This window comes from Bradyrhizobium sp. CCBAU 53415 (genome assembly GCF_028128735.1).
GTDB lineage: Bacteria > Pseudomonadota > Alphaproteobacteria > Rhizobiales > Xanthobacteraceae > Bradyrhizobium.
Genome location: NZ_LBJF01000027.1, coordinates 1,079,159 through 1,093,246, shown reverse-complemented (window position 1 = coordinate 1,093,246; position 14,088 = coordinate 1,079,159). Strand labels below are relative to the sequence as shown.

Here is a 14,088-nt window from a genome sequence, read left to right as displayed (position 1 = left end):
TCCGTTTCGCAGATCAGCCCTTGAAGCTGGATGCGAAGTGAAATCCGGCCTTCACCCGTCTATGCAGGCCATGCGATTAAGCCGTTGAGAAATCGAAGTTTCCCGCGGGCGCCTGCAGTCTTGGACAGGACAAGGTCAGCCGGCAAACCGCCCGACCTCTGCCCGCATCCCACCAACCGACGGGCTTTCCTTCCTTTTCCGGCAAATCCTTGCGGACGTCCTGAAAAGGAATGATCTCCTGTCATGCCGGTTTTTCGGAATGCGTGCACGAACGCGCCAGCCGAGGCCGGCACGTTCGGAGGCGGTTCTTTAACCGCTCCGGGCCTGCTTGCCAAGAGCAAAATTCACACCAGTTCCAATCGATTGCCGGCCGGGCTTGATCCCGGCCGACAAGGGCCGATTCAGGCCGATTTGACCGCGTAAGGCAGCGGTTTGCCCGCGAAGAACGCGGTCAAGTTCGCCAGGACGCAGTTTTGCATGGCAACGTGCGAATCCAGGGTGTGACCGCCGATGTGCGGAGCGAATACCACATTGGGCAGCGCGGTGAGTGCATCGGGGGTGTGCGGTTCCTTCTCGAAGACGTCGAGGCCGGCGCCGGCGATGGTCCTGTCGGTGAGCGCCGCCACCAGGGCCTTCTCGTCGATCACCGAGCCGCGGGAGATGTTGACGACATAGCCGTCCGCGCCGAGTCGCCGAAGGATGTCGGCATTGACGACGTGCTGGGTCTCGGCCCCTGCCCGCACCGCGATCATCAGCACGCTGCACCAGTCGGCCAACGCCCCCAGCGACGGGAAATATTGATAGGGCAGATCATACTCGCTGCGGCTGAAATAGCCGATTTCGCTCTCGAAGGCCGCGCAGCGCACGGCGATCTTGCGGCCGATCTCGCCCATGCCGTAGACGCCGATACGGCGGCCGGGCATGCCCGCCTGGGGCCGCATCATCGGCGATTGCTTCGAGGCGGCCCAATCGCCGCTGCGGACATATTGGTCGGCCACCAAAATCCGCCGCGTCGCCGCCAGCATCAGGGTCATGGCGATATCGGCGACCGAGGCCGCATTGGCGCCTGGACTGTGGCCAACCGCGATGTTTCGGCTGGCTGCCGCCTTCAGGTCGACGCCGTCATAACCGGTGCCGTAGCAGACGATGGCGCCGAGCTTTGGAAACAGGTCCATCGCCTCCGCCCCGAGCGGGGTGCCGCCCGCGGTCAGCATCGCGCGGATGCCGTTGAGTTCACCCGCCGAGAACACCTCGCGCGCAGGCTTGCCCCCGGTGTCGAGCAATTCGAACCGCTCCGCGAAACGCGCCATCATGGTCTTGGGAAAGCGCGAATAGATCAGGACCTTGTCAGCCATTGTTCTTGTTTCCGGTGAGCGTCGCCACAAACGACGAGGGGCGGAATCGGTTGCCCAATTCCGCCCCTCGCCTCATGCAATTATCGAACCTTAGCCGAGAATGGTGCCCGGCTCGACCTTCACGCCGGGGCCCATCGTCGAGGACACCGCAACGCGCTGGATGTAGGTGCCCTTGGAGCCGGCCGGCTTTGCCTTCGAGACTGCATCGGCCAGAGCCTTGATGTTCTCGACCAGCTTCTCCTCGGAGAACGAGGCCTTGCCGACGCCGGCCTGCAGGATGCCGGCCTTCTCGACGCGGAACTCGACCGAGCCGCCCTTGGCACCCTTCACCGCGCCGGTGACGTCCATGGTCACGGTGCCGATCTTCGGGTTCGGCATCAGGCCGCGCGGGCCGAGCACCTTACCCAAACGGCCGACCAGCGGCATCATGTCGGGGGTGGCGATGCAGCGGTCGAAATCGATCGAGCCGTTCTGCACCTTCTCGACCAGGTCTTCGGCGCCGACGACGTCGGCACCGGCGGCCTTGGCCTCATCGGCCTTGGCGCCACGGGCGAACACGCCGACGCGGAGCGTACGGCCGGTGCCGTTCGGCAGGGTCACGACGCCACGGACCATCTGGTCGGCGTGACGCGGGTCGACACCGAGATTGATCGCGACCTCGATGGTCTCGTCGAACTTCGCCTTGGCGCGCTCCTTGACCATCTTGATGGCGTCCGCGAGCGGGTAAAGCTTTTCGCGATCAATGCCTTCGCGGGCTTTGTTCAAACGCTTTCCGATTGCCATGACCGCTTACCCCGCAACTTCCAGACCCATCGAACGGGCGGAGCCCTCGACCATCTTCATGGCCGATTCGATGGTGTCGCAATTCAAGTCCTTCATCTTCTTCTCGGCGATCTCGCGCACCTGCGCCTTGGTCACCTTGCCGGCCTTGTCACGGCCCGGCGCCTTCGAGCCGGACTGGATCTTGGCAGCCTGCTTGAGGAAGAAGGACATCGGCGGCGTCTTCATCTCGAAGGTGAACGAACGATCGGCGTAGATCGTGATCACGACGGGAATCGGGGTGTTCTTCTCTTCCTTCTGGGTCTGGGCGTTGAACGCCTTGCAGAACTCCATGATGTTGAGACCGCGCTGACCGAGCGCGGGACCGATCGGGGGCGAAGGATTCGCCGCACCGGCCGGGACCTGAAGCTTCAGGTATCCGGTCACTTTCTTTGCCATGTATCACTCCTGTTGTGCCGGCGATTGCCGGCGGTTTCAGGTTCGTGGTCGGGATCGACGGGCGGCTGGCAACCGCCCTCGTCCTCCCACGGCCTCTCATTGCGCAAAGCGTTTCGGCTTCACGCGCAACCCGATCAGACCTTCTCGACCTGACCGAATTCCAGCTCGACCGGCGTGGCGCGGCCGAAGATCGACACGGCGACCTTCACGCGCGAGCGCGCCTCGTCGATTTCCTCGACCACACCCGAGAACGAGGCGAACGGGCCGTCGGCCACGCGCACGTTCTCGCCGATCTCGAACGACACCGACGCCTTCGGCCGTTCCACGCCCTCCTGCACCTGGTGCAGGATGCGCATGGCCTCGGCTTCCGAGATCGGCATCGGCTTGTTTTCCGCACCGAGGAAGCCCGTCACCTTGGGCGTGTTCTTGATCAGATGGAACGCCTCGTCGGTCAGCTTCATCTTCACCAGCACATAGCCCGGGAAGAACTTGCGCTCGGCGTCGATCTTGCGGCCGCGGCGCACTTCCGTGACCTTCTCGGTCGGCACCAGCACCAGCTCGAACAGATCCTCGAGCCCGCGCTGCTTGGCCTGCTCGCGGATCGATTCGGCGACCTTCTTCTCGAAGTTCGAATAGGCGTGGACGATGTACCAGCGCTTGTCGGACACTTGAGCGGTTGCTGTTGCCATCAGTGAATGCCCAGGAGAAAGGTGATGAGGACGCGGATGATCTGGTCGGCGGCGAAGAAGAAGATCGAGGCAACCGCGACCATGACGAACACCATGATGGTGGTGATCGTGGTCTCACGACGGGTCGGCCAGGTGACCTTGGCGGTCTCCGAACGCACTTCCTGCAAGAACTTGAAGGGGCTGACTGCCATCGTTTGATGTCCAGCGTCCGTCGACAGACGCGAATGAATTTCGGGGATCCGAACAGCCGCCGCTGGCCCAGCCCTCTGTTTCGAAGGATGAGCCGGAAACCGGGCTCGATTATTCGGGGATTTCAAAGCCGCGCCGGAGATCCGCGTCTAACGGGCCGGCTGCGAGTGCGGGGTAGATACTGCGGATGGGGCCAAAGGTCAATATATCGGGGCTTCGCGCCGGCAAGCCGGCGTCCTCGGCGACCGCGCACAGCCCGGGCAGGATCAAGGATTTCCCGTCGTCCCCGCCCCAAGCGGGGATCGGCCTCCGCCCGAAACCTCCCCGACCGACCCGCCCGGGTCAGTCGGCCCGGTCGACCATGGAGATACCCGGGAGCGGCACCACGAATTTGCCACCCTCGGCGAAATAGCGGGCGTGCTTGGCCCGGATCGGGTCGACATAGCGCCAGGCGAAGACCACGACGAACGCGGGCTTGCGCTCGTAAAGGGCGGCCGGGGGCAGAATCGGAATGTCGTAACCCGGGCCGGCCATCACATTCCCCTTCTTGGGGTCGTCGTCGACCAGGAAATCGATCTTGTTCTCCAGGCCGAACTGCGGCAGCAGCGTCGTGGTGCCGACCGAGACGCCATAGCCGGCGACCAGTTGACCGCGCGCATGGGCGGCATCGGCCATCGCGACCAGCTCGTCGCGGATGGCCGCGATCCGTTTCACATAAGGCGCATAATAGGCCGGCTGATCGACGCCGAGCCGGTCCTCCTCGGCGATGAACTTCGCGACCTCCGCTGACGGCTTCTTCGCGCCGCCTGCGCGCTGGACCGTCACGCGGATCGAGCCGCCCTTGGTCCAGATGTGCTGAACGTCGATCACTTCCATGCCGAGGCGCGCGAAGAAACGCGTCAACGGCTTGATGTTAAAATACGACAGATGCTCGTGATAGACGGTATCGAGCAGGTTCTTCTCGGTGACGTCGACGCCGTATTGGGTTTCGAAGACGAACAATCCGTCCGGCGCGAGCACGTCGCGAACCCCGATCACCAGCGGATCGAGATTGTCGACATTCGCGATCATGTTGTTGGCGATCACGACGCTCGCCGCACCATGGCTTTGCAGGATGCGGTGCCCGATAGCGTCGGTAAAGAAATCGCCGATGGTCTCGATCCCCGCTTCCGTCGCGCGCCGCGCGATATCGACAGCGGGATCGACACCCAGCACCCGCATGCCGCGCTCCCTAAAGAAGCCGAGCAACGATCCGTCGTTGCTGCCGAGCTCGACGACCAGCGAGCCCGGCGCGATGCCGAAGCGGCTGACGACGTCGTTGGCATAGCCTGCGAAATGCTCCCGCAGGCCGAGCGAGAGCGAGGTGGTATAGACGTAATTGCGGTACTGGATCTCCGGATTGCCGACCTCGAGAATCTGGAGGTGGCCGCAGTCCCTGCACAGATGCAGCGACATCGGTACCGCAGCCCGGAAGACGGGATCGTCGACGCTGGCGTTCGGCACCTGGAAGTTCGGCGTGCCAATGGGCATGCCTGCCATCGGAACGACCCGCTCCTGCTTGTCTGAATGACAGAGGCGGCAAGTATGGCGGACGTAGAACAGGTTTTTCATCGTGGAACCGAAATACGAGATGCGCGAGCGGGTGAGACAATCCCACCCTGTGAAGACCGGATCGGCAATGGGCTCAAGCAGGTCATGAGTGGCTCGAGACTTCGGTGCCCTGCCCCAGCACGAAGCTGGGCGCTTCCTCCGCCGCCTTGGCAGCCTTGTCCGCGGAATACGACCCGCGCTCCGGACTCGCCAGCCAGATCGCGCCGCCGGCGAGCCCGACGATCACGCTGATGGCGCCCAGCAGAAGCGAAACCGACAGTGCTTCCTCGGACGGCACCCCTGCCAGACCGAGGCAGGCGACCATCGCTCCTTCGCGAACGCCCCAGCCGCTGATCGAGATCGGAACGGCCGTCAACAGCACCACCGGCGGAATCAGGATGCCGGCGTCCAGCACCGAGAGCTGCGCTCCGACACCGCGCGCCAAGGCGTAGCAGGCCGCCGCGGTCACCAGATGAATGAGGAGCGCCGATCCGAACAGCACACCACGGCGCTCGGATTGCAGGAGAAGAAACCTGACCAGCGTCCCGAACCGGACGAAGCTTGCGATCGCGGGAAGCGCGATGAGGCGCTTCGGCAGACGGTCGAGCGTCAACAGGACCACGGTACCGGCGACACCCGCCAGCGTCAGTCCGCCGATGGCCAGGATCGCAGCCTGATTGGACACGCGTGACACCAGGAACGGCAACCCGGCCACCATCAGCACGATCAGCCCGATCAACGCCGTGAAGCGGTCCGCGGCAACGCCCTTGACCGCTCCCGACCACTGCACGCCACGTTGGCGGAGCAGCCACATCCGCACCGCGTCCCCGCCGACCGATGACGGCAACACCTGGTTGAACCAGAGGCTGATCATGAGAATCCGCCAGCCCGCGAGCCAGTTCAACGACACACCGAGCGCGCGCATGATCAGCTCCCACCTGCCGTTGAGCACGAAGGTCTGAAAGAAGATCAGCGCCAGGGCGACGACGAACAGGACGGGATCGACGGAGACGAGATGAGCCCGCAATTGGCCGAGGTCGAGACCACGCGCGATGTAGACCAGCACCGCGACCGACAGCAGCAGCTTTACCGAGAACAGGGCCGCCTGCTTGAACCGCGACTGCATCGGATGCACGCCCTCAGGATGCCGGATATTCCGCGCGACCGATGACGAGGTCGATCGCGGCCATCATCCAGAACTGGTGCGTGGTCTCGACAATGTTGTAGCTGCGGCTGTCCACCCAGAAATTGACGTCGCCGAGATTGCGCAGGGGATTGTCCGCGTTCATGCCCGACAGCGTGATCACGTCGAGCTTCATCGTCCGCGCCTGCACAACCGCATTGAGGATGTTCTTCGAGCGTCCGGACGAGCTGATCGCGACGAGGCAGTCGCCGGCGCGGGCGCTCAGCCGCACCGCATGCGCGATCCAGTCCTCGAATCCATAATCGTTGGCAAGGCACGACATCATGCTCGCATCGCTGAAGCAGAGCGCAGGCACGGACGCGTTCTTCGCAAGATCGATCGCCAGATGCGAGGCGATGCCGGCCGAACCGCCATTGCCGATGAAGATGACGCGACCACCCTGCTCGCGCGTGCGCAACCAAGCCGCGCGAGTGGCGGAGATCCTGGCAAAAACAGCGTCGTCGACCGCCGTCGCGCGATGCAGGCGCCCCATGTAATCTGACAGGAAAGCCTTGTGATCGGGATCGACTGACTCGGCAGGCATGGGCTGGCGGCTCGACTGCAACATGTGGCCCTGATACCGGCTATTACCACCGATTGCAAAGGTATAATGCTTGCAAAAGTGGCGAGCGACTGGTAGTCGGCCTTTCGGGTTTCACTCAACATTGGCGACGCCCGCAGGGCATTCGCACTACGGATGTTCCCTATGAAGTGCATCGTTACTGGCGGCGCCGGTTTCATCGGCAGTCACCTCGTCGATCGCCTCCTCGATGACGGCCACGAGGTGATCGCGCTCGACAATTTCGTCATCGGACGTCCCGAAAATCTCGCCTCGCGCGCCAAATCGGATCGGCTCAAGATCGTGCGGGCCGACGTCACCGAGCCGAACTCGATTGCACCGTATTTCCACGGTGTCGACTGGGTCTTCCATCTCGCGGCGCTGGCCGACATCGTTCCCTCGATCGAGTCCCCGATCCCGTATCACCGCGCCAACGTCGACGGCACGGTCAACGTCCTCGAGGTTGCGCGGCACGCGGGAGTCAGCCGCTTCGTCTATGCGGCGTCGTCGTCCTGCTACGGTATTCCCGACGTCTACCCGACGCCGGAGAGCGCCGAGATCCGGCCGATGTATCCCTACGCGCTCACGAAGAATATCGGCGAGCAGTGCGTCATGCACTGGTGCCAGGTCTACAAGCTGCCTGCGGTGGCACTGCGCCTGTTCAACGTGTACGGGCCGCGCCATCGCACCACGGGCACCTACGGCGCCGTGTTCGGCGTGTTCATGGCGCAGAAGCTCGCGGGCAAGCCCTTCACGGTGGTCGGCGATGGCGAGCAGACCCGCGACTTCACCTTCGTCAGCGATGTCGCCGATGCCTTCGTGACCGCCGCGCGCTCCGATGTCTCGCACGAGATATTCAACGTCGGTTCGGACAACACCTACAGCGTCAACCGGCTGGTCGAGCTTCTCGGCGGCGACAAGGTTCATATTCCCAAGCGTCCGGGCGAGCCCGACTGCACATACGCCGACATCACCAAGATCAAGCGGATCCTGAAATGGACGCCGAAGGTGAAGTTCGAGGACGGCGTCGCGACGATGCTGAAGTCGATGGACCAGTACAGGGACGCGCCCCTGTGGACTGTGGACAAGATCGCCGATGCCACCAAGGACTGGTTCAAATATCTCGGTGGCAGCGACGAGACGGCGTCAGGCACGCCGCAGAAGGCGGGCCGTTGAGCGGACTCGTCCGACCTCAGCGTCCGTGCCGCCAACCGATCATTTCCGGGCCGGCCAGACCGACCCGCGCTTTGGATAATTAACATGGGTAATGCTCCGACTGAAAAGCCGACCGTCCATCCGGCACCGCACCAGAAGATCAAGACGATCGAGGAGCTGGGCGAGATCGCGCGGGCCGCGCAGGCCGAGGGCCGGACCGTTGCGCTCTGCCACGGCGTGTTCGACCTCGTGCATCTCGGCCACGTCCGGCATATCCTGGCGGCGCGCAACGAGGCCGACGTGGTCATCGTGACCGTCACGGCCGACCGCTTCGTCAACAAGGGCCCGGGGCGGCCGATCTTTCCGGAGAACATGCGCGCCGAGATGCTGGCCGCGCTCGGCACCGTCGACTGGGTCGGCATCAACCGGACATCGAGCGCCGAGACGATCCTCGATACCGTGCGCCCCGACATCTACGTGAAGGGCTCCGACTACGAAAATCCCGACGATGACGTCACCGGCAAGATCGCCGTCGAGCGGGAGGCCGTCGAACGCCATGGCGGCCGCATCGTCTTCACGCGCGACGTGACCTTCAGCTCGTCGTCGCTGATGAACCGGTACTTCGACATCTACGATCCCCCTCTGCGCGATTACCTCCAGAAGGTGCGCGAAGGCGGTGGCGCCGAACGCCTGCTGAAGCTGATCGACAAGATCCAGGACATGCACGTCGTGCTGGTCGGCGATACCATCATCGACGAATACCAGTACGTCACGGCGCTCGGAAAGGCTTCGAAGGAGAACATTGTCGCCACCCTGTTCAAGAATGGCGAGCAATTTGCCGGCGGCGTCATTGCCGCGGCCAATCACGTGGCGAGCTTCTGCAAGTCGGTGGAGATCGTCACGACGCTGGGCGGCAACGACTACCCCGAAGAATTCATTCGCGCACATGTCCGCCCGAATGTCACGCTCACGCCGATCCGCGTTCAGGGCCGCCCGACCACCCGCAAATTGCGCTACGTCGAGATGGGCTATCTGCACAAGCTGTTCGAAGTCTACACCATGGACGACACACCGCTCGACGAGGCCGAGCGCAAGGAGATCGACCGTGTCACCGCCGAGCGGGTGCGCGGCGCTGACGTCGTCATCGTCACCGATTTCGGTCACGGCATGATCGCATCCAGCACGATCGACACGCTGATCGCGAACTCCAGGTTTCTGGCGGTCAACGCCCAGAGCAACAGCGGAAACCACGGCTACAACCTGATCACGAAGTATCCGCGCGCCGACTACGTCTGCATCGACGCGCCGGAAGCGCGCCTGGCGGCCACCGACAAGTTCAACGACATCGCGTCGGTGATCCAGGACCGCCTGCACGGCAAGATCGATTGCGACAACATGATCATCACGCACGGCTCGTTCGGCTGCTACCCCTTCTCGTCGAAGACCGGCGTCGCGCGCGTTCCCGCCTTCACCAAGACGGTCGTCGATACGGTCGGCGCCGGCGATGCCTTCCTGACGATTACGGCGCCGCTGGTCGCAGCCGGGGGCAATATCGAGGATGTCGCCTTCATCGGCAACGCGGCAGGCGCGATCAAGGTGGGCATCGTCGGCCACCGCAGCTCGGTCGAAAAGGCGCCGCTGGTCAAATTTGTCACCGCGTTGTTGAAGTGACGCGAACGGGAAAATCTGGAGAACGACTGTGATTGGTCAGAAATGGAATGTGATGGTCACCGGTGGCGCCGGCTATGTCGGCAGCGTGCTGGTTCCCCAGTTGCTGGCGGCGGGCCACAAGGTCACCGTGCTCGACCTCTTCATGTATGGCGAGGACGTCTTCAACGCCGTTCGCGACAATCCGAACCTGCGCCTGATCAAGGGCGACATCCGCGATGAGGCCGCGATCAACGAGGCCCTGCGCGGCAACGATGCGGTGATCCACCTCGCCTGCATCTCCAACGACCCCTCGTTCGAACTGGATCCGGGGCTCGGCAAGTCCATCAACTACGACTGCTTCCGTCCGATGGTGCGCGCGGCGAAGAAGGCCGGCATCAAGCGCTTCATCTATGCGTCGTCCTCGAGCGTCTATGGCATCAAGGACGAGGCCGAGGTGACCGAGGAGCTGTCCTGCGAACCGCTCACGGACTACTCGAAGTTCAAGGCGATGTGCGAGACCGACCTCGCCGACGAGGCCGCATCCGGCTTCGTCACCTGCACGGTTCGTCCCGCCACCGTCTGCGGCTATGCTCCGCGGCAGCGTCTCGACGTCGTCGTCAACATCCTGACCAATCTGGCGGTCAACACCGGCCGCATCCGCGTGTTCGGCGGAACGCAGAAGCGGCCAAATCTGCACATCGAGGACATGTCCGCGGCCTATCTGTTCCTGCTGCAGCAGGATGACGCGAAGATCGACGGCAAGACCTACAACATCGGCTACGAGAACCACTCGCTGATGAAGATCGCCGACATCGTCAAATCGGTGGTCGGAGACAATGTCGACGTGGCCGTCGAGCCGACCGACGATCTCCGTTCCTATCACGTCTCCTCGGAGAAGATCCGCCGCGAGCTCGGATTTGCGCCGACGCACACGATCGAACAGGCGGTGTCCGGACTCGTGGATGCCTTCAAGACCGGCCGCCTGCCGAACTCTCTCAACGATCCCAGGTATTTCAACATCAAGATGATGCAGAACATCAGCCTGAAGTGAGCGGCGTGCGGATCGGCATCGATTTCGACAATACGATCATCTGCTACGACAAGGTCTTTGCCGCCGTCGCGCGCCAGCGCGGGCTGGTGCCGGCGGGCTGGGACGGGCTGAAGACCGAGGTGCGGGACTATCTGCGGTCCCGCGCGGGCGGCGAGCTTGCCTGGCAAGGGCTGCAGGGCTTCGTCTACGGCAAGGGAATTGGCGGCGCCGAGATCTATCCCGGAGTCCGCGAGTTCCTCGCAACGTGTCGCAACGCAGGCGCGAGCGTCTTTATCGTCAGCCACAAGACGCAGTTCGGCCATCAGGATCCCGACCGCGTCGACTTGCGCGAGGCCGCGCGCGGTTGGCTGAGGGGCGCGGGTCTCATCGACGCCGCCGGCGCGGCGCTGGCCGCGGGCGATATCTATTTCGAGGACACGCTGGCGGCCAAGGTCGAGCGCCTCGCGAACCTGCAGCTCGATATATTCATTGACGATCTCGTCGATGTGTTCGAGCAGCCGCACTTTCCGAAGACGACGCGATCGATCCTGTTCACGCAGTCGCGGCCTCCCCATCCCGAGCATTGCGAGCCGATTGCGACCTGGGCCGATATTCACCGCGGAGTGTTCGCGCGATGAGCGAGCCGGACATCAGCGTGCAGGATGCGATCTCGATCGGCAGCCGCCTCTCCGGGGCGCAGGTTGCGGCCGCCCAGCCGGCGCGGTCCGGCGGCAACAACCGGGTGTTTCGGCTGGAGATGGCGAAGGGACCGCCCCTCGCCCTCAAGCATTATCCATCCGACGGACGTGATCGCCTCGGACAGGAATATGACGCGCTCTCGTTTCTGTCGCGCCACGGCATCACGTCGACGCCGCGGCCCGTGGCGAAAGATCCGGCTGCATTCTGCGCGCTGTATCAGTGGTTCGACGGCGATGCCGCGGTCTTGCGTCCCCAGCGCGACGATGCCGACCAGTTGGCCGATTTCCTGATCGAGCTGCAAGAGCTGCGCAGTGCGGAGGGCGCGCAGAATTTGCGGAACGCGTCAGCCAGCGTCTTTTCGCCCGAGCAAGCCATCGCCCAGTACGAGCAACGTCTCGATGGGCTACGGCGCGCATCGCAGGATCACCCGGACCTGCGCGCGTTCATGGACGGCAGCCTGGTTCCCAGCACCGCCATCGCGATCCGGCAACTCCGTCGACGCTATGCGGAACTGGGCCTGGATCCGGCAGCGGACCTTGCACCCGCCCATCGCGCATTGAGCCCGTCGGATTTCGGGCTGCACAACGCGCTGCGCACCGCCGACGGCAGACTGCGTTTCATCGACTTCGAATATTTCGGCTGGGACGATCCGGTCAAGCTCGTGTCCGACACTGCGATCCACCCCGGCAGCGATCTGCCGGCGGCCGGCGCGGACCGATTGATCGAACGGCTCTCGCGCGCCTTCGAAGCTGGGGATGACGCGTTTGCGATCCGCCGTGACGTACTGTATCCTGTGTTCGGGGCGATTTGGTGCCTGATTGTCCTGAATGCCTATTTGCCGGAAAGCCGCTCCCGGCGCGCCCTGGCTGCGCAAGGTGGCGATCTGACGGTCCGCCTTGCCGGCCAGCTCGACAAAGCCCGCCGGCTCCATCAAACGATTTGCCAACGTGATCCAGATCTCACCCCACGCTGAAGCCGCTCTCACCTGCACGCTGGACGAGCGCAGCCTTTATTTGCGCCGCCTGGTCCTCGGTTCTGTCCGCTCTGCGGGGCGCGGACATGTCGGTCCGGCCCTGTCGCTGATCGAGATGGTCCGCGTGCTCTACGACGACGTGTTGCGGATCGATCCGAACAACCCGCGCGATCCGGAGCGCGACCGCGCGATCCTCAGCAAGGGACACGGTTGTCTGGCGCTCTATGCGCTCCTGGCCGATCGCGGCTTCTTCCCACTGTCGGAGCTGGAAGGCTTTTGCGGGCCCGACAGCATTCTGGGCGGACATCCCGAATATGGCATGGTGCCGGGGGTCGAGGCATCGACCGGCGCGCTCGGCCATGGCCTGTCGATCGGTGTCGGCCTCGCGCTCGCCGCGCGGATGCGCGAGCGCAGCTACCGGACCTTCGTGCTGCTCGGCGATGGCGAGATCAACGAGGGATCGGTGTGGGAAGCCGCCATGGGCGCGGCCAAGCACGGGCTCGACAATCTGGTCGCGATGATCGACTACAACAAGCTCCAGAGCTACGGGCCCACCGACTACGTCCTGCCGCTGGAGCCGCTTGCGGACAAATGGCGCAGCTTCGGCTTTGCCGTGCAGGAGCTCAATGGCCACGACGTCGGCGCCCTGCGCACCGTCCTGAAGCAGGTCCCGGCCGTTCCGGGCCAACCCACCGCGATCATCTGCCATACCGTCAAGGGCAAGGGTCTTCCGGCCGCGGAATCCAACGCCGACTGGCATCACAAGAACAAGCTGACCGACAGCGAGCTCGACGCCATTCGCGTCGCCGTCGGCGATTTTTGATCGGCTTCCCATGCGCAACACCGCGATGAACATGGTCCACAAGCTCGCCGCGCGCGACGAGCGAGTGCTTTACATCGGCTCCGATCCCGGCGCCGGCACCTTGCGCGCGATGAGCAAGGAGTTTCCCAAGCGCCATCTGATCGAGGGCATTTCGGAAGCGCACATCATCGGCATGTCCGCAGGTCTCGCGATGGAGGGCTTCATGCCCTACGTCAACACCATCGCGACGTTCCTCACCCGGCGCTGCTACGAACAGGTCGCCGTCGACCTCTGCCTGCACAATCTGCCGGTGCGGCTGATCGCCAACGGCGGCGGGCTCGTCTACGCACCGCTCGGCCCCACCCACCAGGCGATCGAGGATATCGCCATCATGCGGGCGCTGCCGAACATGACGGTGATCTGCCCGTGCGACGCCGACGAGGCGGCGCGCATGATGGAGCAGACGCTGGACTGGGAAGGTCCGATCTACATCCGGCTCGGAAAGGGTGGCGACGCCATCGTCTCCAAGGCCGAGCACGGCTTCGAGATCGGCAAGGCCATCCTGATGCGGCCGCCGGGCGACGTTCTCATGGTGACCACCGGCATCATGCTTCAGCGCGCTATCGCCGCGGCCGATCTCTTGGCCGCGCAGGGCGTCCGCGCCGGAATCCTGCACATGCATACGGTGAAGCCGCTCGACACCGCGGCGCTGCTGCAGGCGATCCGCGGCGTCAAGCTCGTGGCCACGCTGGAGGAGCATGTGCCCTCCGGCGGTCTCGGCAGCGCGGTCGCGGAGACGCTGATCGACAAGCTCGGTTCGGGCCTGCCGGCGATGCTGCGTCTGTCGCTGCCGGACCGCTTCATGCACAATTACGGCTCGCAGGACTCGCTGCTGAAGAAGCACGGACTTTCTGCGGGCTCCATTGCGACCTCGATCGAGCATGCGCTCGCGGCGTCGCATACCGCCTCCCCTCAACTTCATTCCACCTGACGGGT

Annotated in this window: 15 protein-coding genes; 7 read left to right on the top strand and 8 right to left on the bottom strand. The window is 64.0% G+C overall.

Features of this window, described 5'->3' with window-relative positions:
* Window positions 1-401 precede the first annotated feature (401 nt).
* The 8 genes from XH87_RS33175 to XH87_RS33140 all read right to left on the bottom strand — a co-directional run bounded on the left by XH87_RS33175 (window position 402) and on the right by XH87_RS33140 (window position 6,768).
* Window positions 402-1,355: a 2-hydroxyacid dehydrogenase gene (locus tag XH87_RS33175; RefSeq protein WP_271590472.1), complete on the bottom strand. Its 954-nt coding sequence runs from the start codon at window positions 1,353-1,355 to the stop codon at window positions 402-404.
* 90 nt (window positions 1,356-1,445) lie between these two features.
* Window positions 1,446-2,138 carry a 50S ribosomal protein L1 gene (gene rplA, locus XH87_RS33170; RefSeq protein ID WP_018647230.1) on the bottom strand — a complete coding sequence of 231 codons (693 nt, stop codon included), beginning with the start codon at window positions 2,136-2,138 and terminating at the stop codon, window positions 1,446-1,448.
* A 6-nt stretch (window positions 2,139-2,144) separates the two neighbouring features.
* Window positions 2,145-2,573: a 50S ribosomal protein L11 gene (rplK, locus tag XH87_RS33165; protein WP_008136439.1), complete on the bottom strand. Its 429-nt coding sequence runs from the start codon at window positions 2,571-2,573 to the stop codon at window positions 2,145-2,147.
* A gap of 134 nt (window positions 2,574-2,707) precedes the next feature.
* Window positions 2,708-3,262: a transcription termination/antitermination protein NusG gene (gene nusG, locus XH87_RS33160; RefSeq protein ID WP_028146088.1), complete on the bottom strand. Its 555-nt coding sequence runs from the start codon at window positions 3,260-3,262 to the stop codon at window positions 2,708-2,710.
* Window positions 3,262-3,453, bottom strand: coding sequence for a preprotein translocase subunit SecE (gene secE, locus XH87_RS33155; RefSeq protein WP_007602984.1), 192 nt, complete (start codon window positions 3,451-3,453; stop codon window positions 3,262-3,264). Before secE ends, nusG begins: the two co-directional genes overlap by 1 nt.
* Before the next feature lie 340 nt (window positions 3,454-3,793).
* Window positions 3,794-5,062, bottom strand: coding sequence for a class I SAM-dependent methyltransferase (locus tag XH87_RS33150; protein WP_158668574.1), 1,269 nt, complete (start codon window positions 5,060-5,062; stop codon window positions 3,794-3,796).
* Window positions 5,063-5,144: 82 nt separating this feature from the next.
* Window positions 5,145-6,167 (bottom strand): lysylphosphatidylglycerol synthase transmembrane domain-containing protein, encoded by a 1,023-nt coding sequence (locus XH87_RS33145; RefSeq protein ID WP_158668575.1) that lies wholly within the window; start codon window positions 6,165-6,167, stop codon window positions 5,145-5,147.
* Between the two features lie 13 nt (window positions 6,168-6,180).
* Window positions 6,181-6,768 (bottom strand): SIS domain-containing protein, encoded by a 588-nt coding sequence (locus XH87_RS33140; RefSeq protein ID WP_271590471.1) that lies wholly within the window; start codon window positions 6,766-6,768, stop codon window positions 6,181-6,183.
* A 162-nt stretch (window positions 6,769-6,930) separates the two neighbouring features.
* Between XH87_RS33140 and XH87_RS33135 the strand changes: the two genes are divergently transcribed.
* The 7 genes from XH87_RS33135 to XH87_RS33105 all read left to right on the top strand — a co-directional run bounded on the left by XH87_RS33135 (window position 6,931) and on the right by XH87_RS33105 (window position 14,083).
* Entirely contained in the window at window positions 6,931-7,959 is a 1,029-nt protein-coding gene (locus XH87_RS33135; RefSeq protein WP_271590470.1) for an SDR family oxidoreductase, read from the top strand.
* Between the two features lie 84 nt (window positions 7,960-8,043).
* Window positions 8,044-9,609 carry a PfkB family carbohydrate kinase gene (locus tag XH87_RS33130; protein ID WP_271590469.1) on the top strand — a complete coding sequence of 522 codons (1,566 nt, stop codon included), beginning with the start codon at window positions 8,044-8,046 and terminating at the stop codon, window positions 9,607-9,609.
* A 28-nt stretch (window positions 9,610-9,637) separates the two neighbouring features.
* Window positions 9,638-10,639, top strand: coding sequence for an NAD-dependent epimerase/dehydratase family protein (locus tag XH87_RS33125; RefSeq protein ID WP_158668577.1), 1,002 nt, complete (start codon window positions 9,638-9,640; stop codon window positions 10,637-10,639).
* Window positions 10,640-10,644: 5 nt separating this feature from the next.
* The gene (locus tag XH87_RS33120) at window positions 10,645-11,256 is read left to right on the top strand and encodes a hypothetical protein (protein ID WP_271590468.1); all 612 of its coding nucleotides are present in this window, start codon (window positions 10,645-10,647) and stop codon (window positions 11,254-11,256) included.
* On the top strand, window positions 11,253-12,290 hold the full coding sequence (locus XH87_RS33115) for an aminoglycoside phosphotransferase family protein (RefSeq protein WP_271590467.1): 1,038 nt from the start codon (window positions 11,253-11,255) through the stop codon (window positions 12,288-12,290). The genes XH87_RS33120 and XH87_RS33115 overlap by 4 nt, the downstream gene beginning before the upstream one ends.
* Window positions 12,265-13,113, top strand: coding sequence for a transketolase (locus XH87_RS33110; RefSeq protein WP_271590466.1), 849 nt, complete (start codon window positions 12,265-12,267; stop codon window positions 13,111-13,113). The genes XH87_RS33115 and XH87_RS33110 overlap by 26 nt, the downstream gene beginning before the upstream one ends.
* Before the next feature lie 10 nt (window positions 13,114-13,123).
* Window positions 13,124-14,083 carry a transketolase family protein gene (locus tag XH87_RS33105; RefSeq protein ID WP_271590465.1) on the top strand — a complete coding sequence of 320 codons (960 nt, stop codon included), beginning with the start codon at window positions 13,124-13,126 and terminating at the stop codon, window positions 14,081-14,083.
* Window positions 14,084-14,088 lie beyond the last annotated feature (5 nt).

Bases quoted from the DNA above. Each gene is read 5' to 3' on its own strand.
- XH87_RS33140 (WP_271590471.1), bottom strand. From the start codon at position 6,768: ATGCCTGCCGAGTCAGTCGATCCCGATCACAAGGCTTTCCTGTCAGAT.
- XH87_RS33175 (WP_271590472.1), bottom strand. From the start codon at position 1,355: ATGGCTGACAAGGTCCTGATCTATTCGCGCTTTCCCAAGACCATGATG.
- nusG (WP_028146088.1), bottom strand. From the start codon at position 3,262: ATGGCAACAGCAACCGCTCAAGTGTCCGACAAGCGCTGGTACATCGTC.
- rplK (WP_008136439.1), bottom strand. From the start codon at position 2,573: ATGGCAAAGAAAGTGACCGGATACCTGAAGCTTCAGGTCCCGGCCGGT.
- secE (WP_007602984.1), bottom strand. From the start codon at position 3,453: ATGGCAGTCAGCCCCTTCAAGTTCTTGCAGGAAGTGCGTTCGGAGACC.
- XH87_RS33150 (WP_158668574.1), bottom strand. From the start codon at position 5,062: ATGAAAAACCTGTTCTACGTCCGCCATACTTGCCGCCTCTGTCATTCA.
- XH87_RS33145 (WP_158668575.1), bottom strand. From the start codon at position 6,167: ATGCAGTCGCGGTTCAAGCAGGCGGCCCTGTTCTCGGTAAAGCTGCTG.
- rplA (WP_018647230.1), bottom strand. From the start codon at position 2,138: ATGGCAATCGGAAAGCGTTTGAACAAAGCCCGCGAAGGCATTGATCGC.
- XH87_RS33135 (WP_271590470.1), top strand. From the start codon at position 6,931: ATGAAGTGCATCGTTACTGGCGGCGCCGGTTTCATCGGCAGTCACCTC.
- XH87_RS33115 (WP_271590467.1), top strand. From the start codon at position 11,253: ATGAGCGAGCCGGACATCAGCGTGCAGGATGCGATCTCGATCGGCAGC.
- XH87_RS33130 (WP_271590469.1), top strand. From the start codon at position 8,044: ATGGGTAATGCTCCGACTGAAAAGCCGACCGTCCATCCGGCACCGCAC.
- XH87_RS33105 (WP_271590465.1), top strand. From the start codon at position 13,124: ATGCGCAACACCGCGATGAACATGGTCCACAAGCTCGCCGCGCGCGAC.